Source organism: Chryseolinea soli (assembly GCF_003589925.1).
Lineage (GTDB): Bacteria > Bacteroidota > Bacteroidia > Cytophagales > Cyclobacteriaceae > Chryseolinea > Chryseolinea soli.
In genome coordinates, this window is the sequence record NZ_CP032382.1 from 7,754,307 (window position 1) to 7,779,600 (window position 25,294).

The 25,294-nt window shown below is 52.4% G+C and carries 18 protein-coding genes; 6 read left to right on the forward strand and 12 right to left on the reverse strand.

Annotation, left to right across the window (positions count from 1 at the left end; translation table 11 throughout):
* The first annotated feature begins 250 nt into the window (after positions 1–250).
* A complete protein-coding gene (locus D4L85_RS32340) occupies positions 251–937 on the forward strand; it encodes a hypothetical protein (RefSeq protein WP_160144144.1) in 687 nt (228 codons plus the stop codon).
* Between the two features lie 2 nt (positions 938–939).
* On the opposite strand, the gene D4L85_RS32345 is transcribed toward D4L85_RS32340, so the two are convergent.
* The 3 genes from D4L85_RS32345 to D4L85_RS32355 all read right to left on the reverse strand — a co-directional run bounded on the left by D4L85_RS32345 (position 940) and on the right by D4L85_RS32355 (position 3,450).
* Positions 940–1,344 (reverse strand): DUF3052 domain-containing protein, encoded by a 405-nt coding sequence (locus tag D4L85_RS32345; RefSeq protein ID WP_119758239.1) that lies wholly within the window; start codon positions 1,342–1,344, stop codon positions 940–942.
* Between the two features lie 82 nt (positions 1,345–1,426).
* The gene (locus tag D4L85_RS32350) at positions 1,427–1,996 is read right to left on the reverse strand and encodes a hypothetical protein (protein ID WP_073135330.1); all 570 of its coding nucleotides are present in this window, start codon (positions 1,994–1,996) and stop codon (positions 1,427–1,429) included.
* Positions 1,997–2,085: 89 nt separating this feature from the next.
* Entirely contained in the window at positions 2,086–3,450 is a 1,365-nt protein-coding gene (locus D4L85_RS32355) for an LPP20 family lipoprotein (protein WP_119758240.1), read from the reverse strand.
* A 143-nt stretch (positions 3,451–3,593) separates the two neighbouring features.
* Here D4L85_RS32355 and D4L85_RS32360 point away from each other — a divergent pair, with 143 nt between their 5' ends.
* Complete coding sequence (locus tag D4L85_RS32360; RefSeq protein WP_119758241.1) at positions 3,594–4,109, forward strand: hypothetical protein; 516 nt, start codon at positions 3,594–3,596, stop codon at positions 4,107–4,109.
* Between the two features lie 201 nt (positions 4,110–4,310).
* On the opposite strand, the gene D4L85_RS32365 is transcribed toward D4L85_RS32360, so the two are convergent.
* From D4L85_RS32365 to D4L85_RS32375, 3 genes are read right to left on the reverse strand one after another with little or no spacing between them, the layout of a single operon-like run.
* Positions 4,311–5,078 (reverse strand): succinate dehydrogenase/fumarate reductase iron-sulfur subunit, encoded by a 768-nt coding sequence (locus D4L85_RS32365; protein WP_119758242.1) that lies wholly within the window; start codon positions 5,076–5,078, stop codon positions 4,311–4,313.
* Position 5,079: 1 nt separating this feature from the next.
* Positions 5,080–6,999, reverse strand: a complete 1,920-nt coding sequence (locus tag D4L85_RS32370) for a fumarate reductase/succinate dehydrogenase flavoprotein subunit (RefSeq protein ID WP_119758243.1) — start codon at positions 6,997–6,999, stop codon at positions 5,080–5,082.
* Positions 7,000–7,048: 49 nt separating this feature from the next.
* The gene (locus tag D4L85_RS32375; RefSeq protein ID WP_119758244.1) at positions 7,049–7,741 is read right to left on the reverse strand and encodes a succinate dehydrogenase cytochrome b subunit; all 693 of its coding nucleotides are present in this window, start codon (positions 7,739–7,741) and stop codon (positions 7,049–7,051) included.
* Between the two features lie 465 nt (positions 7,742–8,206).
* Here D4L85_RS32375 and dnaE point away from each other — a divergent pair, with 465 nt between their 5' ends.
* The gene (gene dnaE, locus D4L85_RS32380) at positions 8,207–12,397 is read left to right on the forward strand and encodes a DNA polymerase III subunit alpha (protein ID WP_119758245.1); all 4,191 of its coding nucleotides are present in this window, start codon (positions 8,207–8,209) and stop codon (positions 12,395–12,397) included.
* 109 nt (positions 12,398–12,506) lie between these two features.
* Complete coding sequence (gene trxA / locus D4L85_RS32385; RefSeq protein ID WP_119758246.1) at positions 12,507–12,830, forward strand: thioredoxin; 324 nt, start codon at positions 12,507–12,509, stop codon at positions 12,828–12,830.
* A gap of 93 nt (positions 12,831–12,923) precedes the next feature.
* On the opposite strand, the gene D4L85_RS32390 is transcribed toward trxA, so the two are convergent.
* Both D4L85_RS32390 and D4L85_RS32395 read right to left on the reverse strand, forming a co-directional pair.
* The gene (locus D4L85_RS32390; protein ID WP_119758247.1) at positions 12,924–14,327 is read right to left on the reverse strand and encodes a sialate O-acetylesterase; all 1,404 of its coding nucleotides are present in this window, start codon (positions 14,325–14,327) and stop codon (positions 12,924–12,926) included.
* A gap of 81 nt (positions 14,328–14,408) precedes the next feature.
* On the reverse strand, positions 14,409–14,912 hold the full coding sequence (locus D4L85_RS32395) for a YkgJ family cysteine cluster protein (RefSeq protein ID WP_119758248.1): 504 nt from the start codon (positions 14,910–14,912) through the stop codon (positions 14,409–14,411).
* 50 nt (positions 14,913–14,962) lie between these two features.
* On the opposite strand from D4L85_RS32395, the gene D4L85_RS32400 reads away from it, so the two are divergent.
* Positions 14,963–16,165, forward strand: coding sequence for an acetyltransferase domain-containing protein (locus D4L85_RS32400; RefSeq protein ID WP_119758249.1), 1,203 nt, complete (start codon positions 14,963–14,965; stop codon positions 16,163–16,165).
* Between the two features lie 91 nt (positions 16,166–16,256).
* Here the strand turns inward: D4L85_RS32400 and D4L85_RS32405 are convergent, their stop codons facing one another.
* The 4 genes from D4L85_RS32405 to D4L85_RS32420 form a co-directional block, all read right to left on the reverse strand.
* Entirely contained in the window at positions 16,257–17,219 is a 963-nt protein-coding gene (locus tag D4L85_RS32405; protein WP_119758250.1) for a helix-turn-helix transcriptional regulator, read from the reverse strand.
* A gap of 107 nt (positions 17,220–17,326) precedes the next feature.
* The gene (locus tag D4L85_RS32410) at positions 17,327–19,003 is read right to left on the reverse strand and encodes a RagB/SusD family nutrient uptake outer membrane protein (RefSeq protein WP_119758251.1); all 1,677 of its coding nucleotides are present in this window, start codon (positions 19,001–19,003) and stop codon (positions 17,327–17,329) included.
* A 15-nt stretch (positions 19,004–19,018) separates the two neighbouring features.
* A complete protein-coding gene (locus D4L85_RS32415; protein ID WP_119758252.1) occupies positions 19,019–22,246 on the reverse strand; it encodes a SusC/RagA family TonB-linked outer membrane protein in 3,228 nt (1,075 codons plus the stop codon).
* Between the two features lie 330 nt (positions 22,247–22,576).
* Entirely contained in the window at positions 22,577–24,247 is a 1,671-nt protein-coding gene (locus D4L85_RS32420; RefSeq protein ID WP_119758253.1) for a sodium/sugar symporter, read from the reverse strand.
* Between the two features lie 252 nt (positions 24,248–24,499).
* Here D4L85_RS32420 and D4L85_RS32425 point away from each other — a divergent pair, with 252 nt between their 5' ends.
* Entirely contained in the window at positions 24,500–25,276 is a 777-nt protein-coding gene (locus tag D4L85_RS32425) for an HAD-IIA family hydrolase (protein ID WP_119758254.1), read from the forward strand.
* Positions 25,277–25,294: the final 18 nt, after the last annotated feature.

Consider the following 25,294-nt stretch of genomic DNA (forward strand, 5'->3'; position numbering starts at 1 on the left):
ATTTTTCATATCTATATATCTTATCTATTCTATAATATCTATCACGAAAGTAGACTATGCTTTACAAAATTCAAATCAATATGTTATAAAAATTGTCTTTTCACCGGCTTAACAACTGTTCGTATCGCAGCGCAATCGAATGTTCCCAGCAAAAATCACTTGTTACGGGTGATCCAAATTTGCCCCGGCGCTGGCAACTTCGCTTCCTGAACCAGGTTCGGCCTCGCCTTATGAACGGTCTAACGTCGATATGCTAGCTTTCGTTTCCGGAACAGGAGTTTTACTGGGCACACTCACCTCATTTTTTTTACTGATGGTGAAGCAGCCGCGGCACGAGCATGCCGTACGCTTCCTGGGGTTGTATACGTTGTCGTTAACGGTAGGGCTTGCGGAACCGCTGATCCCTTTAAGCAACCTGCTGCTGCGTTACGCTGCCGGCGGTGTCAGTTTGCTGTATGGACCTTTCCTCTGCCTCTACTGCCAACACCGGATGGACGCTGACCGCAGGGTCCGGTCGTCCTGGAAACACTTCCTCCCCTTTCTTGTCTACGGTTTGTTGTTGACCGCAGAAAAGTCTTTCGCCGGGGCGCCAATCGAGGTCCGCGAAGGTGTGGAACTGGTTTTGTATATCCTGCTGTTCACGCAGATCATCGGTTATTGCTTTATGGCCGATCTTTATGTGCGGCATTTCCAGGAACACATCGCGGGTGCCAATGTGTTTACGCGGAGCAGTCGTTTGTTCTTTTTGAAAATGATCGTGCGCGTTTCGGGGGTGTTCTTTCTGGCCACGTTTATGGTGAGCCTTTGCCAGGCATTGTTTGGGTTTGCCTATCGCGAGGAGCTGTCGATCTCTATCCAGGTAGGCGTTTGCCTGATCTTATTTTTGATCGCGCTGCTGAACACTGAAACGATGCATGCGGAAAAGATGGTGGAGTAGCGTTATCGATCCTTCAACCGGAAAACAAATTTCAACCCCGACCACACCTCGTCGACGGCGCAAACTTTTACATCGACCAAGCCATTCTTCAGGCCAAAATCGCGGATCACATTTTCATCGAGGTCTGTCGCCACCTTCGAGGCTTTCTTGGGCCACGACACCCACAACATGCCGTCTTTCTTCAGGTACGCCTGGCCACGGAGAAATTCCTTCTCGAACACGGCTTGCTCTTTGACAAAGATGTGAATGAAATCCAGCGTACCCGACGCCTTCTCTTTCACCTTGACGCCATCCGGCAATGCGCCCAGCAGATCGAAGTAGTCGGCCGGGGGCTTAAAAGCATAAACACTGGTATTTTCCTTAATGCCCAGTTTTTTTAAAAGGGGTGTGCCGGAATAGCCTGCCATGGTTTGCGAGATTGGTCTACCCTAAAATGCAAAATGCCCCGGTGATTACCGAGGCATCTGTGCAGAAAATTGAAGTGTGGGCTTAGTTGTTGTTGCCCATTTTCTCCATTTCCTTTTCAAAGGTATCCTTGAACTTCTCGTAGTCGTAGTCGATCTTCAGGCGATCGTCCTTGGAAAGACGTTCGTTGTAGGTGGCCACCAGTTCTTCGGCCGACAGTTCGATCGCGATGTAGGTTTTGTACGTGGCGTTCTCGGTCTTCATCAGCTTTTCGCAAATGGTTTTGAGGCCGGTGAGTTTCTGATCCACGATCTCGCGGTTCAGTTGTTCGAAACGTTCCTCCACCTGTTCCTTGTTGTTCATTTCACGGGAGTTGGTGTAGTTGTCGGTAACGGCTTTTACCGTGGTTTGAATGCTGGCCGCAAGTTCTGCGCGTGCGTTGGCCAAGGCCTTCTTCTTGGACGTTACCTGGTCCTGGCTTTCACCGATGGAGTTGGCGCGGAAGAATTTGCTTGTGGTAAAGAAATCAGGGCCCGAACACGGTACGTTTACTTCTGTTTCGCCTTTCGGGGTCTTCTCTTTGCTTTTACAAGCATCCAGGAGAACGCTTCCGAGAGCAACCAGCATCAAGGTAGAATAGGTGATTCGTTTCATACTCGACATTATTTAGTTATAGTAAGTTATATGTAAACAATTTAAATACCAAAGTCTAAGCCCATCCCAGGCCAGCGACCGCAACAAAATCACTGCAATACGGTGTTCAGCAATTCATTCATGCGTTCCTTTTCCAGGGTTTCCATGGTCTTGTTATAGGCATCCACGCTCGACTTGTCATAGTCGAGGCCGTAGCCTTTAATGCGGTCGAAGGTAGTGGCATATATTTCCTTGCTTTCCTTCACCGTTGAAACTTTGATTACGCTTGTAAGGTAGGTGATGTAAATGCTCCCGGATATTGATCCCTTTTCCGCGTCGGCGGTAACATCAAACCAGAGGTCGGCGGACTTTTTATCGTCTGTGAACTCGAAGCCATTGTTGGCCAGCAGATTTTTGAGCTTGTTGCTGATCTGAAAATTGGCCTTTTGCTGGCCGAAGGTTTTCTCTTGTGCCGTCAGAAAAACGATGGGGCGCTGGACCTTGAGGTCTACCTGCGCACGAGGAACGTTCAGGGTTTTGGCGATGATGGCATAGAGCGGTGAGCTTCCTGCACCACTCAAAGCATCGATGTCCACTTTTATGGCCACGGTCTGTTCCAGGTCTTTCGAGCCGATCTTGGTGAGCAGGATCTTTGCCTGCCCGGTGCCGTCGGCCTTGTAGGTTGGGTAAACATCACCGGCGCCTTTTTCAAATGCAGCGGCCAACGGCATTCCCTCCGAGGGTTTGTTGTTGTCTTTATAGGTGGCCTTGGCGGTGACGGTTTGCGTGGTCTGGTTTACACGCCGGTTTAGGGTGATCTCTGCCGGGGTGACGCGGATGTTCACTTTATCCAAAATGCTTTGCAGCGAACTGTAGATCTCGTTGACCAACAAAATCTCTTTGCCGTCTAACGTGACACGGATGGCTTCTCCCAGGTACTTCTCCAGGCTGCGAAAGGCCTGGAAGTATAAACCAATGGCTTGGAGACGTTCGCCGGCTTTTTCGGCTTGTCTGGCCTTTTGCAGATAGTCGGTGGCCAGCAATGTGGCGTTTTGCTTTTGCTCTTCCTTGATCTGGCGGTAGCGGGCGATGGAGAGGCGGTAGTATACCCAATAGTTGGCGTTGTCTTCCCAGGCGTCGACCAGTTCAAATTCTTCAATCTCGTCAGCGGCGGTGGTTTGGATGACCTGTTGGTACTGCTCGGTGAGCTTTTTATCCAACTCCAGTTGGCTGAGCACGGAGGTGCTGGACACATTCACCTTAATTTCGGAGACCAGGTCGTCGAGGGCGCTTTTCTTGGCGGCTTGGATGTAGTTGTTGGTACCGTCTTTTACGCTATGGCCAATGCCGGTGTAGTAGCCGTCCTGGTAAGGGGTTGTTTTGAGCCACGAGGGTTTCAATGATTCCGGATCGGGCGGCTGCACCTTGGGACTGCAGGCTGCCAGGACGATGAGAACCGCAAAGAATCTTTTCACAAAATAACTTTTTACCGATTACGTTAGTCAAATACCACTTCCATGCCAATCTTGACCAAACAGACAAATCTAACGGGGAATAAGGTTCAAATAGTGAAGTATGTACCAAAATATTTACCTTTAATAACCAAATGACGGGGCATATGAAAAAGTTGATTCTGGGGGTATTGACCATGGGCATGCTGCTTTCAGCCTGCCGCGAAAGCGAACAAGCCGTAAATTCGGATTTAACGGGTAACCAAACCGTGTATTCCTTACAAGCCGGATCCACCTACAACATCAGTGGAACGGTGACCTTTAAAGAAAAGAAAGATGGAACTGCATTGATCGACCTGGCCCTGACGGGCACGGACGGCACAGCAGAATTTCCCGTTCACCTTCACATGGGCAACATCGCGGCCCCCGACGCGGCAGTTGCAGCCTTGTTGAACCCCGTCCAGGGAAAGAGCGGCGCCAGCGAAACCAACCTGCTCCAATTGGCAGATGAATCGAAAGTCACCTATGCACAACTGTTGCAACTGAACGCCTGCGTGAAAGTGCACCTGGGCGCTACAGGACCCGACCGGGACATCATCCTGGCCGCGGGAAACATCGGCCAGGCCGCCAGCACAGATGTGAGCTCGGGACGTTTGGGAATAAGCGTCTGCAAAAGCGAGTAAAATACAATCTCAAAAAGCATGGAAGGCTGCCCCAAAGGCAGCCTTTTTTATTTAATGATCCAGACTAAAGCACGGGTTATGTTTAGAACTGTTCTTAGTTTATTCTTTTGTTTGCAACACCCGCTTCCAATCGACCAAGATCCCATAAAAAAAGGCGGCTACCTTTAAAGATAGCCGCCTTTTTTCGAATGCTATTTTCTCTTAATCTCCTCCACCAACTTTCACTTCATACGACGTAGTGATGGCAGTAAAGTACTCGCGGTTCATGCGCGCGATATTGGTAAGACTGATGCCTTTCGGACATTCCGCTTCGCAGGCACCCGTGTTGGTGCAGGCGCCGAATCCTTCTTCATCCATCTGCGCCACCATTTTCTCCACGCGTTCTTTGCGCTCGGGTTTTCCTTGTGGCAAGAGGGCGAGCTGCGATACTTTCGCGCTCACGAACAACATGGCGGAAGCGTTCTTACACGCTGCGACACAAGCGCCACAGCCGATACATGCGGCGGAGTCGAACGCTTCGTCGGCTACTTTTTTAGCAATGGGTATTTCGTTGGCATCGGGCACGCCGCCGGTGTTCACCGACACATAGCCACCGGCCTGTTGAATGCGATCGAAGGCCGTGCGGTCCACGACGAGGTCGCGGATGACGGGGAATGCTTTTGCTCTCCAAGGCTCGATCACGATGGTCTCGCCATCTTTGAACGTGCGCATGTGCAACTGGCAAGTCGTGGTTTGCTGCGGGCCGTGCGGGCGACCGTTGATATAGAGGCTGCACATTCCGCAAATCCCTTCACGGCAGTCGTGATCGAAGGCTACAGACTCTTCACCTTTGTGAATGAGGTCGTTGTTCAGTACGTCCAGCATTTCCAGGAAGGACATATCGGCGGACACGTGGTCCAATTGATATGACTTGAAGGAACCTTTAGTATCCTTGTTTTTCTGGCGCCAAATCTTCAGGTTAATCTTCATATTATTTGTAGCTTCTTTGAGTCAATTTAACATTTTCAAATACCAGGGGCTCCTTGTGAAGTTCTTCCGGTTGGTTCTCGCCTTTAAACTCCCAGGCCGACACATAGGTGAACTGATCGTCTTTGCGCAGCGCTTCGCCGTCGGGTGTCTGTGATTCTTCGCGGAAGTGTCCTCCGCAGGATTCGGTGCGGTTCAAGGCATCGTCCACCATGAGTTCGCCCAACTCGATGAAGTCGGCTACGCGCATGGCTTTTTCCAATTCCTGATTCAGCTCGTTTCCGCCACCCAGCACGTTCACATCCTTCCAGAATTCCGTTTTCAGGGTTTGTATCTTTTGCTTGGCTCCTCTCAAGCCCGCATCGTTACGCGACATGCCGCAGAACTCCCACATCAACAAGCCGAGCTCGCGATGGAATTCGTCTACGGTCTTCTTGCCTTTGATGGACAAGAATTTCTGAACCGTGTTGTTCACTTTGTCGATGGCTTCCTTGAACTCCGGACGGTCCGTGCTCACTTTTTCGGTGGGCAAACCTGCGAGGTAGTCGCCGATGGTGTAAGGGATCACGAAGTATCCGTCGGCCAAACCTTGCATAAGCGCGCTGGCGCCGAGGCGGTTTGCACCGTGGTCGGAGAAGTTGGCTTCGCCGAGGGCATACAAGCCGGGAACCGTGGTCATTAAGTTATAGTCCACCCAAAGTCCACCCATGGTGTAGTGAACGGCGGGGTAGATCATCATCGGCCCTTCATAGGGATTGTCGCCGGTGATCTGTTGGTACATGTCGAACAGGTTGCCGTATTTCGCTTCGATGGTTTTCTTTCCATCGCGCTTGATCGCATCGGCAAAATCCAGGAACACGGCCAGGCCGGATCCTACGCCGCGACCTTCGTCGCACATTTGCTTGGCGTTGCGGGAGGCCACGTCACGGGGAACGAGGTTACCAAATGAAGGATATTTTCTTTCGAGGAAGTAGTCGCGATCCGCTTCGGGAATGGCCGCAGCATCTTTCGCTTTCAATCCGGGGCGCGCCACTTTCGGCACCCACACGCGGCCATCGTTACGCAACGATTCCGACATGAGCGTGAGCTTGGATTGGTGATCTCCTGAAACGGGGATACATGTAGGGTGAATTTGTGTATAGCAAGGGTTGCCAAACAAAGCGCCTTTCTTGTGCGCTCTCCAGGCCGCCGTTACGTTCGAGCCTTTTGCGTTGGTGGAAAGGAAGAACACGTTGCCATAGCCGCCGGTGCAAAGCAACACGGCATGAGCAGAATGTGATTCGATTTTACCCGACACCAGGTCGCGGGTGATGATGCCGCGGGCCTTGCCGTCGACGATCACCACGTCGAGCATCTCGGAGCGGGTGTACATCGTTACTTTGCCGTTGGCGATCTGACGGTTCAGCGCCGAGTAGGCACCGAGCAAAAGTTGTTGTCCGGTTTGTCCGCGGGCGTAGAACGTTCTGGATACCTGTGCGCCACCAAAAGAGCGGTTGGCCAACAGTCCGCCATATTCGCGGGCGAAGGGTACGCCTTGTGCCACGCACTGGTCGATGATGTTCACACTCACTTCGGCGAGGCGATAGACGTTGCCTTCGCGTGCTCTGTAGTCGCCGCCTTTAATGGTGTCGTAGAACAAACGGTAGACGCTGTCGCCGTCGTTCTGATAATTTTTTGCTGCGTTGATACCGCCTTGTGCTGCGATGCTGTGCGCGCGGCGGGGGCTGTCCTGGAAGCAAAATGCTTTTACGTTGTAGCCCAACTCTCCCAGCGATGCGGCTGCCGAGGCGCCTGCCAATCCGGTGCCGACTACGATAATATCATACTTGCGCTTATTCGCCGGGTTGACCAGCTTGAGGTTGAACTTGTGTTTTGTCCATTTCTCCGCTAAAGGGCCTTCGGGAATTTTAGAATCTAATTTCATCTGTCTGTTTATTTTGGGTCGGGACCACGGCTAAAGGTCCGGCTAATTGCTATTTGTTATAAATGTCTTGGTTCAGATACATCCAAATGGGGATCAACGCAAACAGTACGGGCACGACGATGGCGAAGGCTCTTCCCACAAAACGGATAATGGGGTTGTATTTCGGGTGATTCAAGCCCAGCGTTTGGAACGCGCTGGCGAAGCCGTGCCACAAGTGAAAGCCCAGGATCAGCATAGAGACCACATAGAGGGCCGCGTACCAGAATTGAGCATAGGCTGCGGCGACAACTAAATACAAATTCTTTACGGTTTTGCCTTCGTAGTCGACCGTTTGAATTCCTCCCCAGTGCATTTCATACCAGAAGCCTTTCAGGTGAATCACCAGGAAGATAAAGATGATGCTACCTAAAATTCCCATATTCCGGGAAGTCCAGGCGGAAGAGTTTTTACTTACTGCATAGCCTTCGCTGCCGCGTGCCTTTCGGTTGTGCGAGGTGAGCAGGATGGCCCAAGCGATGTGGACCAGGATGATGGTATAGTTGACATAAGAGACGATCTTGATCAGCGGATTGCTGGTCATGAATTGAGCATAGACATTAAACGCATGGCCGTCGTCATGCTTTAAGAGTTGAAGATTTCCGATGAGGTGAACGACGAGAAAGAGAATTAGAAAGAGACCGGTGAGGGCCATCAGAAGTTTTCTGCCCAGCGTGCTGGTCAGAAGGTTGGTAAACCAATTCATAGGATGTAGTTGTCGAAAAATTTTGATGTGGTCAAAATTACTTCGCAAACCCTATTCCACCAAGACCAACCTCACTTTATAAAAATTCTAAATAAACCTTTCTACGTAAGGGAAGACGCCGATCAGAGAAGCTCAAACAGGAGGATAATGATGGAAATGGCAACGACGGCGATCAGTAAGAACCATTCTTTCCGCACAAAATTCACAATCCAAGAGAACAAGCGTTTCATAGCTTTAAAAAACAATTTTCTACCCTATGCCAAATATCAGGCCCTACTTCAATATCCATTGAATATCAACTCTTTAGCATAGTTTGGTTGAGAGGGCTATTCAGATTTAAGAATCAAAATTGTATCGATTTCCCATTTCTGGAAGCTCATGTTTGCCGCCCACAGAACTAAAATCCCGCTGTTACAATTGAAATGATGGTGTACATTTACGTCACCACTACATTTTTTCGACTTCATGTATTTAATATTCGACACGGAGACCACCGGTCTGCCACGCAATAAAACCGCGCCCATTACGGACCTCGACAACTGGCCCCGGCTGGTGCAGTTGGCATGGCAATTACACGACCATCGCGGCAAGCTCATCGCCCAACACAACTACCTGGTGAAGCCCGACGGCTTCGACATTCCCTACAACGCCGAGCAAATTCACGGCATTTCCACCAAACGTGCGTTGGAAGAAGGCCACGACCTGCGCGTGGTGCTCGACACCTTTGTGAAGGACCTCGAGGGCACCAGTCAATTGGTGGGTCATAATATAGAGTTCGACATCAACATCATTGGCGCAGAATTTATCCGCCAGCAGTTGAACACCGACCGCTTCCTGAACCTGGCCAAGCTGGACACCGGCATTTCGTCGACCGAGTTCTGCCAGCTATCGGGTGGCCTGGGGGGCAAATTGAAGATGCCCACCCTGCTTGAGCTGCACAAGAAACTCTTCAACCGCGACTTTGGCGATGCGCACGATGCGTCCTACGACGTGGCCGCCACCGCGCGAAGCTTCTTCGGGCTGGTCAAACAGAAAGTGGTCAAGCCGTTTGATGAAACGCCGTTCGAGGAAATCACCTACGAAGAACCGAACCTGGACGCCGCCAATTTTGCCAAGCGCGAAAAGAAAAAAGCGGCCGACTATTCGCTCACCGACAAAGTCACAGTCCTCACGGACAAACCTTTTGTTCACCTCCACGCCCACTCCCAGTTCTCGGTGCTGCAAGCCACACCCGACATCAAGTCGATGGTGAGCAAAGCCAAGGCATTGAACATGCCGGCCATTGCGCTGACCGACCTGGGCAACATGTATGGCGCCTTCAAGTTCGTGCGCGAAGCATTGAACAATGACCTGAAGCCCATCGTAGGCTGCGAGTTCTATGTGGCCGACGAGCGGTTGAAACTGAAATTCACAAAAGACAATCCCGACAAGCGCTACAACCAGGTGTTGCTGGCCAAAAATAAAAACGGCTATCACAACCTGGCAAAACTCAGTTCCCTCGGTTTCACGGAGGGGCTATACGGCATTTACCCCCGCATCGACAAGGCGTTGATCGAAGCGTATAAACAAGATCTGATCGCCACGACCGGGTCACTTTCCAGTGAAGTGCCTTATCTGATTCTTAACGTCGGCGAAAAGCAGGCGGAGGAAGCTTTCAAATGGTGGCACGGACTTTTTGGTGACGACTTCTACATCGAATTGAACCGTCACGGCATCCCGCAGGAAGATCACGTGAACGAAACCTTATTGCGCTTTGCGGCGAAATACGGCGTGAAATATTTTGCGGCCAACGAAGCGTTCTACCTGCAAAAAGAAGAAGCGAACGCTCACGACGTTTTGTTGTGTATCAAGGAAGGCGAATTCAAGTCCACTCCCATCGGCTATGGTCGCGGCCACCGGTATGGATTGGCCAACACCGAATATTATTTCAAATCGCAGGACGACATGAAGTCCATCTTCCGCGACATGCCCGAAGCCGTGGAGACCATCAGCGAGATCCTCGACAAGATCGAAGGCTATACGCTGGAGCGGAATGTGTTGCTGCCCAAGTTTGACATTCCACCCGATTTCAACACGGAAGATGAATACCTGCGGCACCTCACCTACATCGGTGCGGCCAAGCGCTATGCAGAGATCACGCCCGCCATTCGCGAGCGGTTGGATTTTGAGTTGGACACGATCCAGAAAACAGGATACCCCGGCTACTTCCTCATCGTACAAGACTTTACATCCAAGGCACGGGAGATCGGTGTGTCCGTTGGTCCGGGACGGGGTTCGGCTGCCGGTTCGGCGGTGGCGTATTGCATCGGGATCACCAACGTCGATCCCATCAAGTACGATCTGCTGTTCGAGCGTTTCCTAAACCCCGACCGCGTATCGCTGCCCGATATTGATATTGACTTCGACGATGAAGGACGCGATCGCGTGTTGAAATATGTGATCGACAAATATGGCAAAAACCAAGTGGCCCAGATCGTGACCTATGGCACGATGGCCGCGAAGTCGTCCATACGCGACTGCGCCCGGGTGATGGAACTGCCCTTGGCGGATGCCACCTTCCTGGCAAAGATGATCCCCGAGAAACCGGGTACTTCCCTCGATGACGCCTTCCAGGAAGTGAAAGAGCTTTCCGACATCAAGAAGGGAACCGACTTGAAAGCACAGGTGCTGCAACAAGCCGTGATCCTCGAAGGCTCGGTGCGCAACACGGGAACCCATGCCTGCGGGGTCATCATCACCCCCGACGACCTCACCAAGTTTGTGCCCGTGTCTACGGCGCGCGACTCCGACATGCTCGTGACCCAGTTCGACAACAGCGTGGTGGAAAGCGCCGGCATGTTGAAGATGGACTTCCTGGGGCTTACCACGTTGTCGATCATCAACTCGGCCCTGCGCAACATCAAGAAAAGTCACGGCATCGACATCGTTATCGACGATGTGCCGCTGGATGATTTGAAGACCTACCAGCTTTTTCAACGCGGCGAAACCACCGGCACGTTCCAGTTTGAAAGTGTGGGCATGCAGAAATATCTGCGCCAACTGAAGCCCGATAAGTTTGAAGACCTCATCGCCATGAACGCCTTGTACCGACCAGGCCCCATGGAATACATCCCTGCCTTCATCAAGCGGAAGCACGGACAAGAGGCGATCAAATACGACTTGCAGGCCATGGAGGAATTTCTGCATGAAACCTATGGCATCACGGTCTACCAGGAGCAGGTGATGTTGCTTTCCCAAAAGCTTGCCGGCTTTAGCAAGGGCGACGCCGACGTGTTGCGGAAAGCCATGGGTAAAAAGCAAAAGGCCGTGCTGGACAAGATGAAAGACAAATTCATCAAGGGTGCCGAGAAGAACGGCCACGCCCAGGACACCTGCGAAAAAGTGTGGACCGACTGGGAGGCCTTCGCGCAATATGCCTTTAACAAATCGCACTCCACGTGTTATTCACTGGTAGCCTATCACACCGCATACCTGAAAGCCAACTACCCCGCCGAATACATGGCAGCGGTATTGACCCACTCACAAAGCAACCTGGAAAGCGTTACGTTCTTTATCGAGGAATGCCGCAGCTTAGGCATCAAAGTGTTGGGCCCGCACGTGAACGAGTCGGGTGTTTATTTTGAAGTGAACAAAGATGGTGAGATCCGGTTTGGGCTGGGCGCCATCAAGGGAGCCGGTGATGCTGCGGTGGAAGCGATCATCCACGAGCGCGAAGCCAACGGTCCCTTTGAAGATATTTTCGAGTTTGCCAAGCGGATGAATCAACGCGCAGTGAACAAGAAGACCTATGAGTGCCTGGCCTTGTCGGGTGCGTTCGATTGTTTTGCCAGCATTCACCGCCGGCAATATGTGTTTGCCAAAGACGGCGAAGTGAGCTTGCTGGAGAAGGCCATCAAGTATGCCGCCAAGACCCAACAAGAAGAACAAAGCAACCAGGCCAGTCTCTTCGGCGGAAGCTCGGGCACGGTCATGCCAAAGCCCCGCATCGACTATGTGGAGCCTTTCAGCGAGATCGAAAAGTTGAACCTGGAGAAAGAGGTGGTGGGCATCTACATTTCGGGCCACCCCCTGGACAACTTCAAGTTCGAGATGGACGCCTTCTGCAAGACGCGGTGCAGCGAGCTGACCGAGCTGGAAGCCATGCAGGGACGCGAGGTCAAGTTAGGAGGCATCGTTTCCGGGGTGGAACACCGGACCACGAAGACCGGCAAGCCCTTCGGCAAGTTCACGCTAGAAGACTACACCGGCAACTTCACGTTCACGCTCTTTGGCGAGGACTATCTCAAGTTCAAGACCTTCATGACGGTGGGCTGGTTCCTCTTTGTGGAGGGCGCCGTGGTGCGCAACTCGTGGGGACAGCAAAACCTGGAGTTCAAGATCCGGAACATGGACCTGCTCAACGAGCTCGGCATCAAGCGCAGCAAGGGCGTGAAGCTCCGGATCAACGCCAACGATATCACCCCGGGCATGATCGGCATCATCGAAGGCGTTTGCGGAGAGTATTCGGGCAACACCCCGCTGTACCTGAAGATCCACGACCTCCAGGAAAACATCAACCTAGACCTGCTTTGCCGCAAATTCCGCGTCAACCCGATCAATGACATGGTACGGGAAATGAAAAAAGCGGGTGAAATCGAGGTAGAAGTGATGTTTTAGGTACAAAGGTGCTGCCGGCTGCCAGGGCTTCATAGAACTCTGAACTAAAAGCTATACCTTTGCGTTGGTCCTTTTGAAAGCATAAAAAGAACTTATAACATATACTCACATGGGAAAAGCAATTGAACTTAACGATGCTAACTTTGATCAGATCATCAACTCTGATAAGCCTGTACTGGTAGACTTTTGGGCAGAATGGTGCGGTCCTTGTAAAATGATCGGCCCGGTTGTAGAAGAGCTTGCCAACGACTACGAAGGTAAAGCGGTAATCGGCAAATTGAATGTCGACGACAACCACGAAGTAACCGCCCGTTTCGGTGTGCGCAGCATCCCCACCTTGTTGATTTTTAAAGGCGGCCAAATCGTTGACAAACAAGTTGGCGCTGTACCCAAATCGGTATTGAATCAAAAGATCGCAGCACAGGTTGCCTGATCATAACAGGGTATTCTAGTCCCTCGAAATAAAAAAGAGGCTGGTGATGAACCAGCCTCTTTTTATTTGGTTGCCTTTCGGCCGACCTGTATTTTATTTCACTTCAATGACCCAGTCGTCGGTGCGGAAGCTGGACACGGGCAGACCTTCTTTGCTAAAGAGATTAGGGATGGAGCCGTTCTTCCATCCAAACCGGACGGCCGCCGGCTTCTTCACTTCTTTGGCCGATACCACCACCGTGTTTCCATCGATGACGGCTTTTGCCGGGTAGAAGACTTTATCCTCCCCGGCGATGGTGAACTCGGTTGGCGAGCCACTCTTTGCCATCAGGCCGGTGGGAATGTTGTTGAACGATAGGCGGATCTTGGCCTTCTCCACTTTCATCTCTTTATACAGTGGGTTCAGATAGGTGATCCCTTTTTTGCCATAGGTGTCGGATAGCGCCAGGTTGGCGAGGCGCTCGCCTACGGGTTTCTTGTATTTGGGATGGATGTCGTTTACATCTTCCACCAGGTCGGAGACCACCACCATACCGGTCTTGGCGATGTCGAGCATTTTGACTTCTTGCTCGCGGACGAGCGTTCCCTTCTCCACTTCGCCATAGCCGGCATAGGGCGCGATCTGCACGTAGTAGAACGGGAAGTCATGCAGGAAATGTTTGCGCCAATCGGTGATCATCGTTTCCATCAGCAGCTTGTAGGTTGCCGGTGCGGCCGTATTGGCTTCGCCCTGGTACCACAACGCTCCCGCAATGCGGAAGGGCAGCATGGGATTGATCATGGAATTATAGACGACGGCAGGCGACGAGGGGCACCAGGGCCTGTCGTCTACTTGTTTCTTGGAGGCTTCCAGTAGCTTCGGGTTGCCTTCGATGCTTTCGCGGGGTGTCCAGGTTTCGGCGGGCGTGCCGCCCCAGCTGGCGTTGATGAGACCGATGGGAACGTTCAGGCTGGTGTTCAATTTCTTTCCAAAGTAATACGCCACGGCGCTAAAGGACTTCACGTTTTCGGGGTTGGCCACTTTCCATTCGCCCTCGCCCCTCACCTGCGGTGTCATAGCGGCCGAGTTGGGGACGTCGAACAGGCGGATGTTGAGGTCGTTCACTTTGTCGATGTCGTTCTTTCCGTCGAGGGAAGCATTCATGCTCCACTCCATGTTGGATTGTCCCGCGCAAAGCCACACTTCACCGGTCATCACGTCTTTGAGCGTGATGGTTTCACCGCCTGCTTTCACGGTGATCGTATGGGGGCCGCCGGCGACGGGTGTGAATAGCGTTGTGCCCCAGAAGGCAGTGTTGTCGGTTTTCACTTTTACGGTGGTCGTATCCCAGCTCACCTGGATGGTGATGTCTTGCGTGGAATAGGACCAGCCCCAGATGGGCGTCGGTGATTGTTGTTGCAGCACCATGTGATCGTCGAAGATGGCGGCCAGGCGGAGTTGGGCTTGGGTGGTCGCTGCGGCCAGCAGCAAGGTGAAGAGCAGGGAGATCTTTCGCATGTTGTGAGATTGTCTGTGAATCAAAAATACAAAGGTATTGGAAGAAACATAACGGCCGCGACAGCCTCTTCCGGATGTTTTCTACAGAATTTTTTTGAGGCGTTCTACGATCTCCAACACGGCGGGACAAACCTGGGTGTTCTTATAGGCCAGCCCGGTGACCTGTACCATTTTTTTCCGGTCGGTGTGTGGGTATTCACGGCAAGCTTTGGGGCGGGCTTCGTAGACACTGCAATAGTTGTCGTCGCCGAGGAAGGGACAGGGCGAGGACTTGAGCACGTAGTCGCGGTCTTCGTCGATGCGCAGGTATTGTTCAACAAAGTCGCCGGGTTTCATGCGCAGGGCTTTGGCAACGCGCTCGATGTCGGTCTGATAAAAAATAGGCGATGTGGTCTTGCAGCAGTTGGCGCACGTGAGGCAATCCATTTCTTCGAACACCGCTTCGTGGGTGGTGTGAAAGGCATCATCCACTTTGCGGGGGTCCATCTTTTTTACGCGCTCCAGGAATTTTTTATTTTCCACCGCCCGGTTTTTTGCCTGCTGATAGAATTTCTCCCGGTCGAAAGCCTTATCTTCACTTGCCATTGTGCAAAGATCGTAAATTTCAGACTGTCTAAACCTACTCAAAAAAAATTATGACGACTGCCGCTCCTGCCACCGTGCTCGTTGAAAAACCCCGTATTTCTTCCATCGACATGATGCGTGGCATCGTCATGGTCGTGATGGCCCTGGACCACACGCGCGACTTTTTCCACATCGACGCTTTTCTCTTCGACCCTTTGGATCTGACCAAGACTTCACCGGCGCTGTTCTTCACGCGGTGGATCACGCATTTCTGTGCACCCACGTTTGTGTTTCTTTCGGGCATGTCGGCGCGCATCAGTTTGCAAGGCAAAGGCACAAAAGGATTGAGCAAATTCCTGTTATCGCGGGGGTTGTGGCTCATCTTTCTGGAGGTGACGGTGGTGCGCTTCGGGTTGCTTTTCAATCTCTATTATGACTTCACGTTGATGCAGGTGATCTGGGCCATCGGCGCCTCGATGGTGGTGCTTTCGGGACTTGTGTTCTTGAAGGAGCGTGTCGTCTTCATCCTCGGATTGGTGATCGTGTTTGGGCATAATTTGCTGGACATGGTTTCCGTTCCGCAGCAGAATCCCTTGTTTCCGCTTTGGGCATTGTTCGCACAGGTTGGCTTTTTCCAGATCACGCCTCAAAGCGCCGTGGCGGTCCCCTACCCGATGTTGCCTTGGCTCGGTATTATGTTGACGGGGTATGGCATGGGCATGTGGTATACAAAGGGATATGATGCCGGGAAGCGCAGGACTTGGTTGGTCAGATCGGGCCTTATCGCGCTGGCGCTTTTCGTGGTGCTGCGCTTCATCAATATTTATGGTGACCCTGCACCGTGGAGTGTGCAGAAGAATGCGTTGTATACGGTAATGAGCTTTCTGAACACGACGAAATATCCCGTGTCGTTGTTGTTTACGTTGATGATCCTGGGCAATACGTTGCTGTTATTGGCGGCGTTGGAGCGGCTGAAGGGTGAGCAGGGATCTTCTTTTTTGGTGTATGGGCGGGTGCCGTTGTTTTATTTCATTGTGCATTTTTATTTGATCCATGTTTGCGCATTGTTGTATAGGATCGGGAATGGGACTCCTTTCGCATCGATCGATTTTCATTTTGCGAAAGGGTTTGGGGGCGTGACGGCGGGGTCGGGAGTGACGTTGTTTTGGGTGTATGTGGTGTGGGCGGGGATTGTGTTAGTGCTGTTCCCGGTATGTACTTGGTATAACCGGTACAAAAGCACCCATAAAGATTGGTGGTTGAGCTATTTGTAAGAAATCATTTTGAACTGACTCACATTCGCTCCTTTGCTGAAGCCCCCGTCTTCGCAAAAGGCTACGACGGGCAAGTCGGCGGGCAGGCGTTTTAGACCGTTTCGCGGGCGTAGTGGTTCGTGAGTTCTTCTACGAGGTCGAGCATGATTTCTTTTGCGGTTTCGGGGTAGTCAATATCAACGGCGGCGCCGTAGCTGAGGAGCCATTTGCAGAAGGGCTTAACGTAGCCGATGAGGAAGGTCATGCGCACTTTGGTGTCGAGGTTTTCTTCGGAGACAAAACCATAAAAATATTTTGTGTGCTGCACGTAGCGTGCCGTGGGCTGATCAAAGGAGACGATGATCTTCTGCAGCTCCTGATTGCCTTGCATCATGGAGGCGAGATATTCCTGCAGGCTTAACAAATTCCGGCCGTCGAATTTTATGCCGGGCGTCGATAGGTTCTTGATGCGGTCGGCGCGAAAGTCGCGGTAGCCATTGCGCAGGCGGCACCAGGCGATGAGGTGCCAGGCGGCACTGTAAAATACCAGGCCGATCGGTTCTACGTCGCGTTGGGTTGATTGCTCGTTGTAGCTGCTGAAATATTCTATGCGGACCACGTCTTTCGCGACGACGGCCCGTTGAATGCCGGAGAGAAAATCGTTGGGGAATTGATGCTCGTCCATCGGCATGCGGCGCACTTCGATATGCGAATGCAGGTCCTCGAGGAGGTCTTTGTCCGATTCGTTCATCACGGCTTTGATCTTTAGCAGGGAAGATTCAAACGCTTGCCGGATCGATTTGTCGGTCATTTTTTCTACCAGTTTCCCCGCCAGCAACATGGCACTGGCTTCGTCTTGGGTGAACATGACCGGTGGCAAATGATAACCATCCACAATAAAGTATCCCTTGCCGGCTTCCGACCCGATGGGCACGCCGGCTTCCATCAAGGCCTTCACATCGCGGTAGACGGTGCGCAGGCTGATCTCGAAACGGTCGGCGATTTCCTCGGCCTTGACCACGCGTTTGGATTGGAGCTGTACGAGGATGGCGGTGAGTCGGTCGATGCGGTTCATACCCTAAAGTTACGGCATCCGCAGGAATTTGTTCTCAAAAAAAATGTCCCGCAAACCAGGGGTTCCGGGACATTTTCGGGGGTAAAGTTGATTAAAGCTTAAGGCCCTTATTCGGGACCCACTACAGGTGCACTTCCCAATGCGGGGTTGTTATACTCTACTTCGTTTTTGGGCACATCAAAATAGGGCAGGTAATTATAGTTGATGAACGCCTTGGTATTCACCACCGTGCTGCCCGTGAAGTTTGACAGGATGACACCGTTGGCTCTGCCACCGCCCACACTCTTGTCGTCGGTGATACCCATGCGGCGGGCGTCGTAGAAGGACAAGCCGCGGAAGACCAGGCTGATCCGGCGTTCGCTGCGCAGTTCCTCCAGCGCCTCTGCCTGGGTAACCGTGCCGATGGCAGCGAGGCCTGCGCCTTGATCATTGCGTACGTCATCGATCAATGCCGTTCCTCCACCAACATTACCCGACCGGATCAACACCTCCGCTTTGATCAACTCGTTCTCTTCGTAGGTGCCTGCCAGGTAAATGTCGTCGACGCCGGTTTCCTGCGTGTGGACGTAGGTGATCACGCCGGGCATATTGTTCCCGCCGTCGATCAGGTAGTAACGCGTTCCGTAGCCCAGGCCCCGGCCGCGCATGTTCACCTGGGGTGACTCCAGCAAATCAAAATTGTTTGCCATGCGCTGGTCGTCGGCGCGAAAATCCTGGATGAGGCGTTCGCTCACATAAAAGGTCTGACCATCTTCGGTGGCGGCCAAGCCGGCCACGGAACCAAAATTGGGATCGACAACGGAGCGGCTAAAGTCTTCCGTGGTTTTCACAATAAACACGGGGTCGTCTTCCTGGATGCCGTTGTCCACGAAGCCTTCTATCGCCGTCCATTGCGCAGCCGTCATGTCGGCCACACGGGTGTTCACCAGGATGTTTCTGGCGCGCAGGGTATTGATGTTACGGATCCATGCCTCGGGCGAAGGGATGCCGCCTTTGCCTTGCTGGCAATAGCCCGGGATGGCCCCCGATAAAATATCGGCAGAAACACCGGGGTCAGTGATAGCGTTCAATTCGGTCTCGGCCTTGTCGAAGTTGGCCATGGCTTCGGCGATGATCTCTGTGTTTGTTTTGAACTCACCGTTGGTAAGGTTAGGCTCGTCGTTGATCACACCGGCCACGTACATGGAGCCGATGCGCGAATAGGCATAGCCCTTCCACCAATAGCCCCAGGCTTTCAACGTGTGCTTTTTATTTACTGCATCGCCGCTATATTCTGCACCGTCCACTTTTTTCAGCAGGATGTTCATGGCGTTGTTGAGAAAATACATTTGGGTCCATTCCATCAGCATGGTGTTGGCCGGGCCATAGGCGCGGTCGTTGCGCAGTCTCAACTCGTAGGGTTGAGAAACGCCGATGGGCATGGGAACCACCGTGCCGTCATCGATGGTGATGTCGGTGGGATTGTTGGCGAAGCGGAAGCTCTGGTTTCCCCAGGGGATGTAGATGATGTCGCCCATCGCATCGTGCAGACCGAAGATCTGCGCGGTGAGGAAGCCCAGGTTACGTCCCGTACGCGGACCCAGTTGGTCGTCGACGGAAGCGTAATAGCTGCCGATGCCGTTGATGTAGGTTCCTCCTTTGGCATAGGCCACCAGCCCGGCTTCCGTAGAGAGTGCATTCTCCAACGGCTCGTTCTTGTTCACCACGTCCGTGAGCTCATTCTTGCAGGCTTGTGTCACCAGCAAAAGAAGGCAAAGGGATATATAAAGTTTTCTGTGTTTCATACGATCGTGATTTACTTAGTTAAAAGAAACGTTCAGCCCCACCTGGTACGATTTGAAATTCGGGAACGACCAGAAATCAAGACCGCGTTGTGTGGCCACCTGGGGCGATGCCGAAGTGGTTCCGCCACCGGATGTGTTCTGGCTGCTTTCCGGATCCATGCCCGTGTAGTTGGTGATCGTCGCCAGGTTTCTTCCCGTGAAGACCAACTGAAGACGCGTGAACCCTTTCATGTCAAAAAACTTCGCGAAGTCAAATCCGACCGACAGGTTGCGCAAGCGGGCAAACGATGAATTTTCCAGGAAGTAATCTTTTGTGCCGTTGCTTTCGGAGGCATCATAGAAGCTTTTGTAGTAGGCCGTCCATGCGCCGGTCTCTCCATTGATGGTGAGCGATTTGTCGTAGTCGCCGTGCAGGCCTTCGGAATACATCCACTCCTTGGTTTGGTTATAGGTCTTTGCGCCGTATACCCAGTCGATCTGGAAGGAGAAGGTGAGGAAATTCTTGTACGAGAAATTGTTGATGAAGGCCATGTTGAACTTGGGGGTAGTGTTGCCCAAAAAATACTTGTCGGGGGTGAACTGCACGCGTTTGCCAGCCTTGTCCACCACACGGCCGTTCACCACTTCATAGTTGGCGGCGTTGGCGGGGTTGATATACGGATCGCCGTTCTTATCTTTTTGGTCGATGCTGGTCAGCGCTTTGTAACCATAGATCGTTCCGATCTTCTCGCCACCTTTCAACGTATAGGTAGCGGCGTTGGACCACACCAGCGGGATGTCTTTGCCGTCGGCCGTGCGGTCGAGCGATGAGGACTGCGTTCCGAAGTTGGTCACGAAATCCCATTTCAGGTTATCGCCGGAATACACGTCCATGTCCACGCTGAATTGCACGCCTTGGGATTTCAGGTCGATGTAGTTATCCCAAATGGTCTCGGAACCTTGCGACACCGGTTGTGTCCGTTGCCAGACGACGCCCGTGCTTTTGCGGCTCCAGATAGACACGTTGGTGGCGATGTAGTTGAACCATGCTCCGTTCTTTGTCGGCGTAATGCCAAAATCGAAACCGTATTCAAATTCCTTGGTGCGCTCCACTTTCAAGCCTGCATTCGCAAAAGTCGGATTGCTATAGATGAGAAACCCGTTGTCGACCGTGCCGGTTTTATATGACGGGATGCGCAGGTAGTGATTGGGTACGGGGCCCGCAAGGTCCTTCGAAGCATCCAACGTATAGCCTACCGGCTGAATGCCCGCTTCACCAAAGGCCGCCCGGATCTTGAACTCCGGCAAGACCGAGGAGATGCCGTCCCAGAAGTTGAGCTTTGACAGCCGCAGGTAGGCATCGCCGCGCGGGAACGTGAAGGGGGATTTGGCATCGCCGTAGGTAGAACTGTAGTCGGAGCGGAAACCGCCGGAAACTCCGGCCATCTCTTTGTATTCAAACCGCTGGTTCAACAAAAATCCATACGTAATGAAAAGGTCCTCGTATTCCGTGGTGCTGTTGGACGACGATTGCGCACCGTTGATGTCATCGATGCTCGAATAGGAAGGCAGCCCGGTGTAGATCAGGTACTGGCGATGGAAGCTGCTCTTGCGCCAGTCAAAAGCCAGTTGCGTGGTGGAAGCGATCGGGATCTTCCAACCCAGGTCTTTGTCAAAATCGAACTTGATGGTTCCCGTCACCAGCGAGTTGATGTTGTAGTTGTTGGTGACCGATTTGTTCAATCCGCCGCCAATCGATTCGCCAATAAAACTGTTGTTGGCAAGGGACGATGCATTTCCGGTCTGGTTCTGCGTTTCGCGTGCAAAATTGTTTACCGAATAGTTCAAGCCCAATTTATAATCCAGTTCGAAGATCTTGGTGGGCGTGTAATGCAGGTTTAGGGTGGGGATCACATCGATGACCGTGCTCTTGAAATTCTGATACTGGAAGAAATATTTCGGATTCGAATTGTTCGCTCCTGCGCCGCCAAACTGATAGGTATAATTTCCATCCGTATCCTTGTAGTCCAGATCGGCAAACGGGTAGGTATACATGGCCGACGACAACGGGGCATTGCTCACGTAATACGGGTTAACCGTGTTGTCGGTATAGATCAGTTGCGTCGTGGACCGGAATTTCAGGTTCTTCAAAATGTCGACACCCACGTTTGTCGTGAAATTGGTGCGGTCCAACACACCCTGCACGACAGACTCCTGACGGAGCTTGGAAAACGAGAAAGCATAGTCGCTGTTCTCTTTTCCGCCGGACAGCGCCACGTTATAGTTGGAGGTGTGAACATTGCGGAACAACTGGGCGATGTGGTCGTGGTATTTCGTGTTGTTCTGATAGGGTTTGTTGTTTTGTGCAGCCGGTCCGTTCTCCCAGTTGGCTTGTCCCCAAAGGCCCAGGTCGTCTTGCGTGAGCAAACCACCGTTGTTGTCGAGAATGTTACCGTTGGCGTCGGTGGTGAAGGAGTGATTGAAGGGTTGATGCAGGTTGCCGATGTTCAGCACCTGGTCAACACTGGTGCGGGCCGAGGCGTCGATGTGCATCGGGCCTTGTTTTCCTTTTTTGGTGAAGATCTGGATCACGCCGTTGGCGCCCTGCGCGCCATAGATCGTGGCGGCCGAAGCGCCTTGCACCACTTCGATGCGTTCCACGTTGTTGAGGTCAAGGGCGTTGAGCGAGGTGGAGCGCATTTCAACACCGTCCACCATGATGAGGGGCTGTGTTCCGCCCGACAGCGTGTTGATGCCGCGCAACTGGATACTGACCGGGGCCCCGGGGTTACCCGATGACGACATGATCTGCGCCCCGGCAATCTTTCCTACCAAAGCTTGGTCAATAGACGCGGTTGGAATCGTCGGCAGGCGATCACCCGAAACCGACTCCACCGAGATGGCTAAACGTCGCTTGTCGGTGGCCACGCCGACGCCGGTAACTACCACTTCCGATAGTTGTGTGACGTCCGCAGAAAGTTGGATGTCGATGACCGAGCGGTCGCCGATGGCGACTTCCTGGGTTTGCAGCCCGATGAAAGAGAACACGATGGTTCCTCCTGCATCTGCACCCGGGATGGAAAGCCGATAGACCCCATCCGCATTCGTGACGGTGCCAAAGGAAGTTCCCTTCAACACCACGTTGACGCCGGGCAAGTCAGAGCCGTCTTCCATAGACGATACCTTGCCCGTCACCACGCGTTCCTGGGCACGCGCCAATAGGGTCGTGCCTAGCAAACATGCTAACAGTAAAATTTTACTCATAGGTTTTTTTGTTAATGAATTGTTAATAATCAAAGCTTGGGAAATCCGCTTTGAAATGAATCACACCGTAAAGGGGAAGATTAAGAAGAGGTAATCACACGAGACGCGGTAGGGAAGCAAAGTGAGATGATCGATTTGAAGAATTGTGATACCCCTGTGTTCCGGTTTCACCAGTGTGCCCTGCTTTCGATCGAAAAGAAAATTTAAAACGTTAGCAGTTGTTCAACAACCCTTAAAAAATAAAAGCGTCTTGCCGTGTCGAACAGCAAGACGCTTCCTATACCGTAAGTGGATCAAAGAATTTTCATTCCTTCCACCATCAAAAAAAATCTACCAGAAGATCGTATACAGCGCTGCGAGAATTCCGCAGACGATCACCGCGCCCACGGCAAAAGCTCCCTTGGGCTTGAACATTTCGGCGTCGATTTCCAATCCTTTGGGTTCTGCCTTCGTGTCGGTCAAACTCACGACCACCATCACCGCCACAACGACCAGGAACACGAGGCCCATGCGGTCGATGAACGGGATCTCGTACAAGCCCGAATCAACATTGACGGCGGCGAGGCCAAAATTGCTGAGGGCCGAAAGGTCTGCATAGCCCGGCAACACTTTCAGAAACATCGAAAGCGGGAACACAATGACGGCGGCTACCAACGCTGCTTTTGCCGTGGTCTTTTTCCAGAAGAAACCTAAAATGAAAATGGCAAAGATACCGGGCGACACAAAGCCGGTGTATTCCTGGATGAACTGGAAGCCACCTTTTTTGTCGATGCCCATGAAGGGCGAAATGACAATGGCCAACCCCATGGCTACCATGATGGCGATCTTACCGACATGCACCAAATGCTTTTCGGTCGCGGCGGGGTTGAAAAATTTCTTATAGATGTCCAGCGTAAAGATGGTGGAGATACTGTTTGCCTTGCCGGCCAGCGACGCCACAATGGCGGCCGTAAGCGCGGCAAACGAAAGTCCCTTCAATCCGATGGGGAGCAGGTTTAGGAGGATGGGGTAAGCGCGGTCGGGGTTGAGTGCGCCGTTGCTTTGCATTTCCGTTTGGAACATGCCTTCCTTGTACAACACATAAGCGGCAATACCCGGCAGCACGACGATGACCGGCATCAACAACTTCAGGAACGCGGCAAACAAAATACCGTTGCGGGCGGTGGGCAGATCGGCACCGAGTGCGCGCTGGGTGATGTATTGGTTACAGCCCCAATAGTTGAGGTTCACAATCCACATACCGCCGAGCAATATCGATAAGCCCGGCAAGTCGAGATAGTTTGGATTACCCTGCTTGAAGAGCATGTGGAAGTGATCGTTGCCGTGATCCACCATGAGGCTGAATCCGTTGAGCACACCCGAAGAGCCAAAATGTTCCGACACCATGTTGAGGGCCATATACGTTGTGGCCAACCCGCCAAGGATGAGGAAGAACACCTGGATCACGTCCGTATACCCGATCACCTTCATCCCGCCGAGCGTGATGACGATGGCGAAGAGGGCCAGGCCGCCCATACACACCCAGAAGTTGATGCCCGAGATGGTGTTGATGGCCAGGGCGCCCAAAAAGAGGATCGACGTGAGGTTCACGATCACATACAGCAAGAGCCAGAACACGGCCATGATGGTACTCACCGTGCTGCTATACCGTTGCGTGAGGAACTGCGGCATGGTGTAGATCTTGTTCTTGAGGTAGATGGGCATAAAGAAAATGGCCACGACCAACAGGGTTGCGGCCGCCATCCATTCATAGGTGGCGATGGCAAGACCCATTTTGAAGCCGGATCCCGACTGCCCGATAAACTGCTCGGCCGAGATGTTGGAGGCGATCAGCGAGGCACCGATAGCCCACCAGGTGAGCGACCCTTCGGCCAGGAAGAAATCTTTGGAATCTTGCAGGGCCTTCTTCTTGCGGTTGTAAACCCAGTACCCGTAGGATGAAACGATGACGAAATAGATGAGAAAGACGATGTAGTCTATAGTGTGTAATTGCTGCTGCATCTTGGTTTAGGGTATGTTTAGGCGAATGATTGTTAGGTTTCCGCCTCCACAGCCGCTTCCAGGAAGAGGCAAATGAAGGTCAGTCTGTTGGTTTTGTGAGGGTCTGGAAAATAAAAGTCAGGTTCTTTTTTGAAACTACAAAGGATGCAATCGATTTTTTAGGCTTTTATCAGAAACCCGGCGGTGGATATTTGAATTTCATTAAAATAACCTTCAACTTTTGGTTTCTGAAAATAAAGAACCCGAAACACTATGGCAAAAGGCTTATTGATCGATATGGATGGCGTGATTTACGGAGGGGATATCCTCATTCCGGGAGCCGACACCTTTATTACCCGTTTATTGAATGAAAACATCCCCTTCACCTTCATGACCAACAACAGCCAGCGCACCCCCCTGGAGGCGGTGCGGAAGTTGCGGAAACTGGGCATCGAGGTGACTGAAAACCATATCTACACCAGCGCGATGGCTACTGCCAAATTCCTGGCGAGCCAGGTACCCAAGGGCACGGCCTACGTACTCGGCGAGGGCGGCCTCATCAGCAGCCTCCACGACCATGGCATTACCCTGGTGGACACCGAGCCCGATTTCGTAGTGCTCGGCGAAGGCCGCAACTTCACCCTCGAAATGGTGCAGCGCGCCGTGGACATGATCCTGGCCGGCGCCAAGTTCATCACCACCAACCGCGACCCCTCACCAAAAAAGAAAGGCTGGAACAACCTGGGCATCGCCGCCACCACCGCTATGATCGAAGAAGCCACCGGCATCAAGGCCTTCGTGGTGGGTAAACCCGGCCCCGTGATGATGCGGTCTTCGCGAAAACATATTGGATTGGAGACGGCGGATACTACGGTGATCGGTGACACGATGGATACGGATATTCAGGGTGGAGTGCAGATGGGGTATCGGACCATTCTTGTGCTGTCGGGGATCAGTAAGAATGAGGAATTGAAGAAGTATGCGTTTAAGCCGGATCTGGTGGTGAATTCGGTGAATGATATTGAGTTGCCGTTGGAGTGGTGGACATAAATCATGGATCTGCCTTGA

Excerpts from the sequence above, each read along its gene's own strand:
- D4L85_RS32340 (WP_160144144.1), top strand. The coding sequence starts at position 251 with ATGCTAGCTTTCGTTTCCGGAACAGGAGTTTTACTGGGCACACTCACC.
- D4L85_RS32345 (WP_119758239.1), bottom strand. The coding sequence starts at position 1,344 with ATGGCAGGCTATTCCGGCACACCCCTTTTAAAAAAACTGGGCATTAAG.
- D4L85_RS32350 (WP_073135330.1), bottom strand. The coding sequence starts at position 1,996 with ATGAAACGAATCACCTATTCTACCTTGATGCTGGTTGCTCTCGGAAGC.
- D4L85_RS32360 (WP_119758241.1), top strand. The coding sequence starts at position 3,594 with ATGAAAAAGTTGATTCTGGGGGTATTGACCATGGGCATGCTGCTTTCA.
- D4L85_RS32365 (WP_119758242.1), bottom strand. The coding sequence starts at position 5,078 with ATGAAGATTAACCTGAAGATTTGGCGCCAGAAAAACAAGGATACTAAA.
- D4L85_RS32370 (WP_119758243.1), bottom strand. The coding sequence starts at position 6,999 with ATGAAATTAGATTCTAAAATTCCCGAAGGCCCTTTAGCGGAGAAATGG.
- D4L85_RS32375 (WP_119758244.1), bottom strand. The coding sequence starts at position 7,741 with ATGAATTGGTTTACCAACCTTCTGACCAGCACGCTGGGCAGAAAACTT.
- dnaE (WP_119758245.1), top strand. The coding sequence starts at position 8,207 with ATGTATTTAATATTCGACACGGAGACCACCGGTCTGCCACGCAATAAA.
- trxA (WP_119758246.1), top strand. The coding sequence starts at position 12,507 with ATGGGAAAAGCAATTGAACTTAACGATGCTAACTTTGATCAGATCATC.
- D4L85_RS32390 (WP_119758247.1), bottom strand. The coding sequence starts at position 14,327 with ATGCGAAAGATCTCCCTGCTCTTCACCTTGCTGCTGGCCGCAGCGACC.
- D4L85_RS32395 (WP_119758248.1), bottom strand. The coding sequence starts at position 14,912 with ATGGCAAGTGAAGATAAGGCTTTCGACCGGGAGAAATTCTATCAGCAG.
- D4L85_RS32400 (WP_119758249.1), top strand. The coding sequence starts at position 14,963 with ATGACGACTGCCGCTCCTGCCACCGTGCTCGTTGAAAAACCCCGTATT.
- D4L85_RS32405 (WP_119758250.1), bottom strand. The coding sequence starts at position 17,219 with ATGAACCGCATCGACCGACTCACCGCCATCCTCGTACAGCTCCAATCC.
- D4L85_RS32410 (WP_119758251.1), bottom strand. The coding sequence starts at position 19,003 with ATGAAACACAGAAAACTTTATATATCCCTTTGCCTTCTTTTGCTGGTG.
- D4L85_RS32415 (WP_119758252.1), bottom strand. The coding sequence starts at position 22,246 with ATGAGTAAAATTTTACTGTTAGCATGTTTGCTAGGCACGACCCTATTG.
- D4L85_RS32420 (WP_119758253.1), bottom strand. The coding sequence starts at position 24,247 with ATGCAGCAGCAATTACACACTATAGACTACATCGTCTTTCTCATCTAT.
- D4L85_RS32425 (WP_119758254.1), top strand. The coding sequence starts at position 24,500 with ATGGCAAAAGGCTTATTGATCGATATGGATGGCGTGATTTACGGAGGG.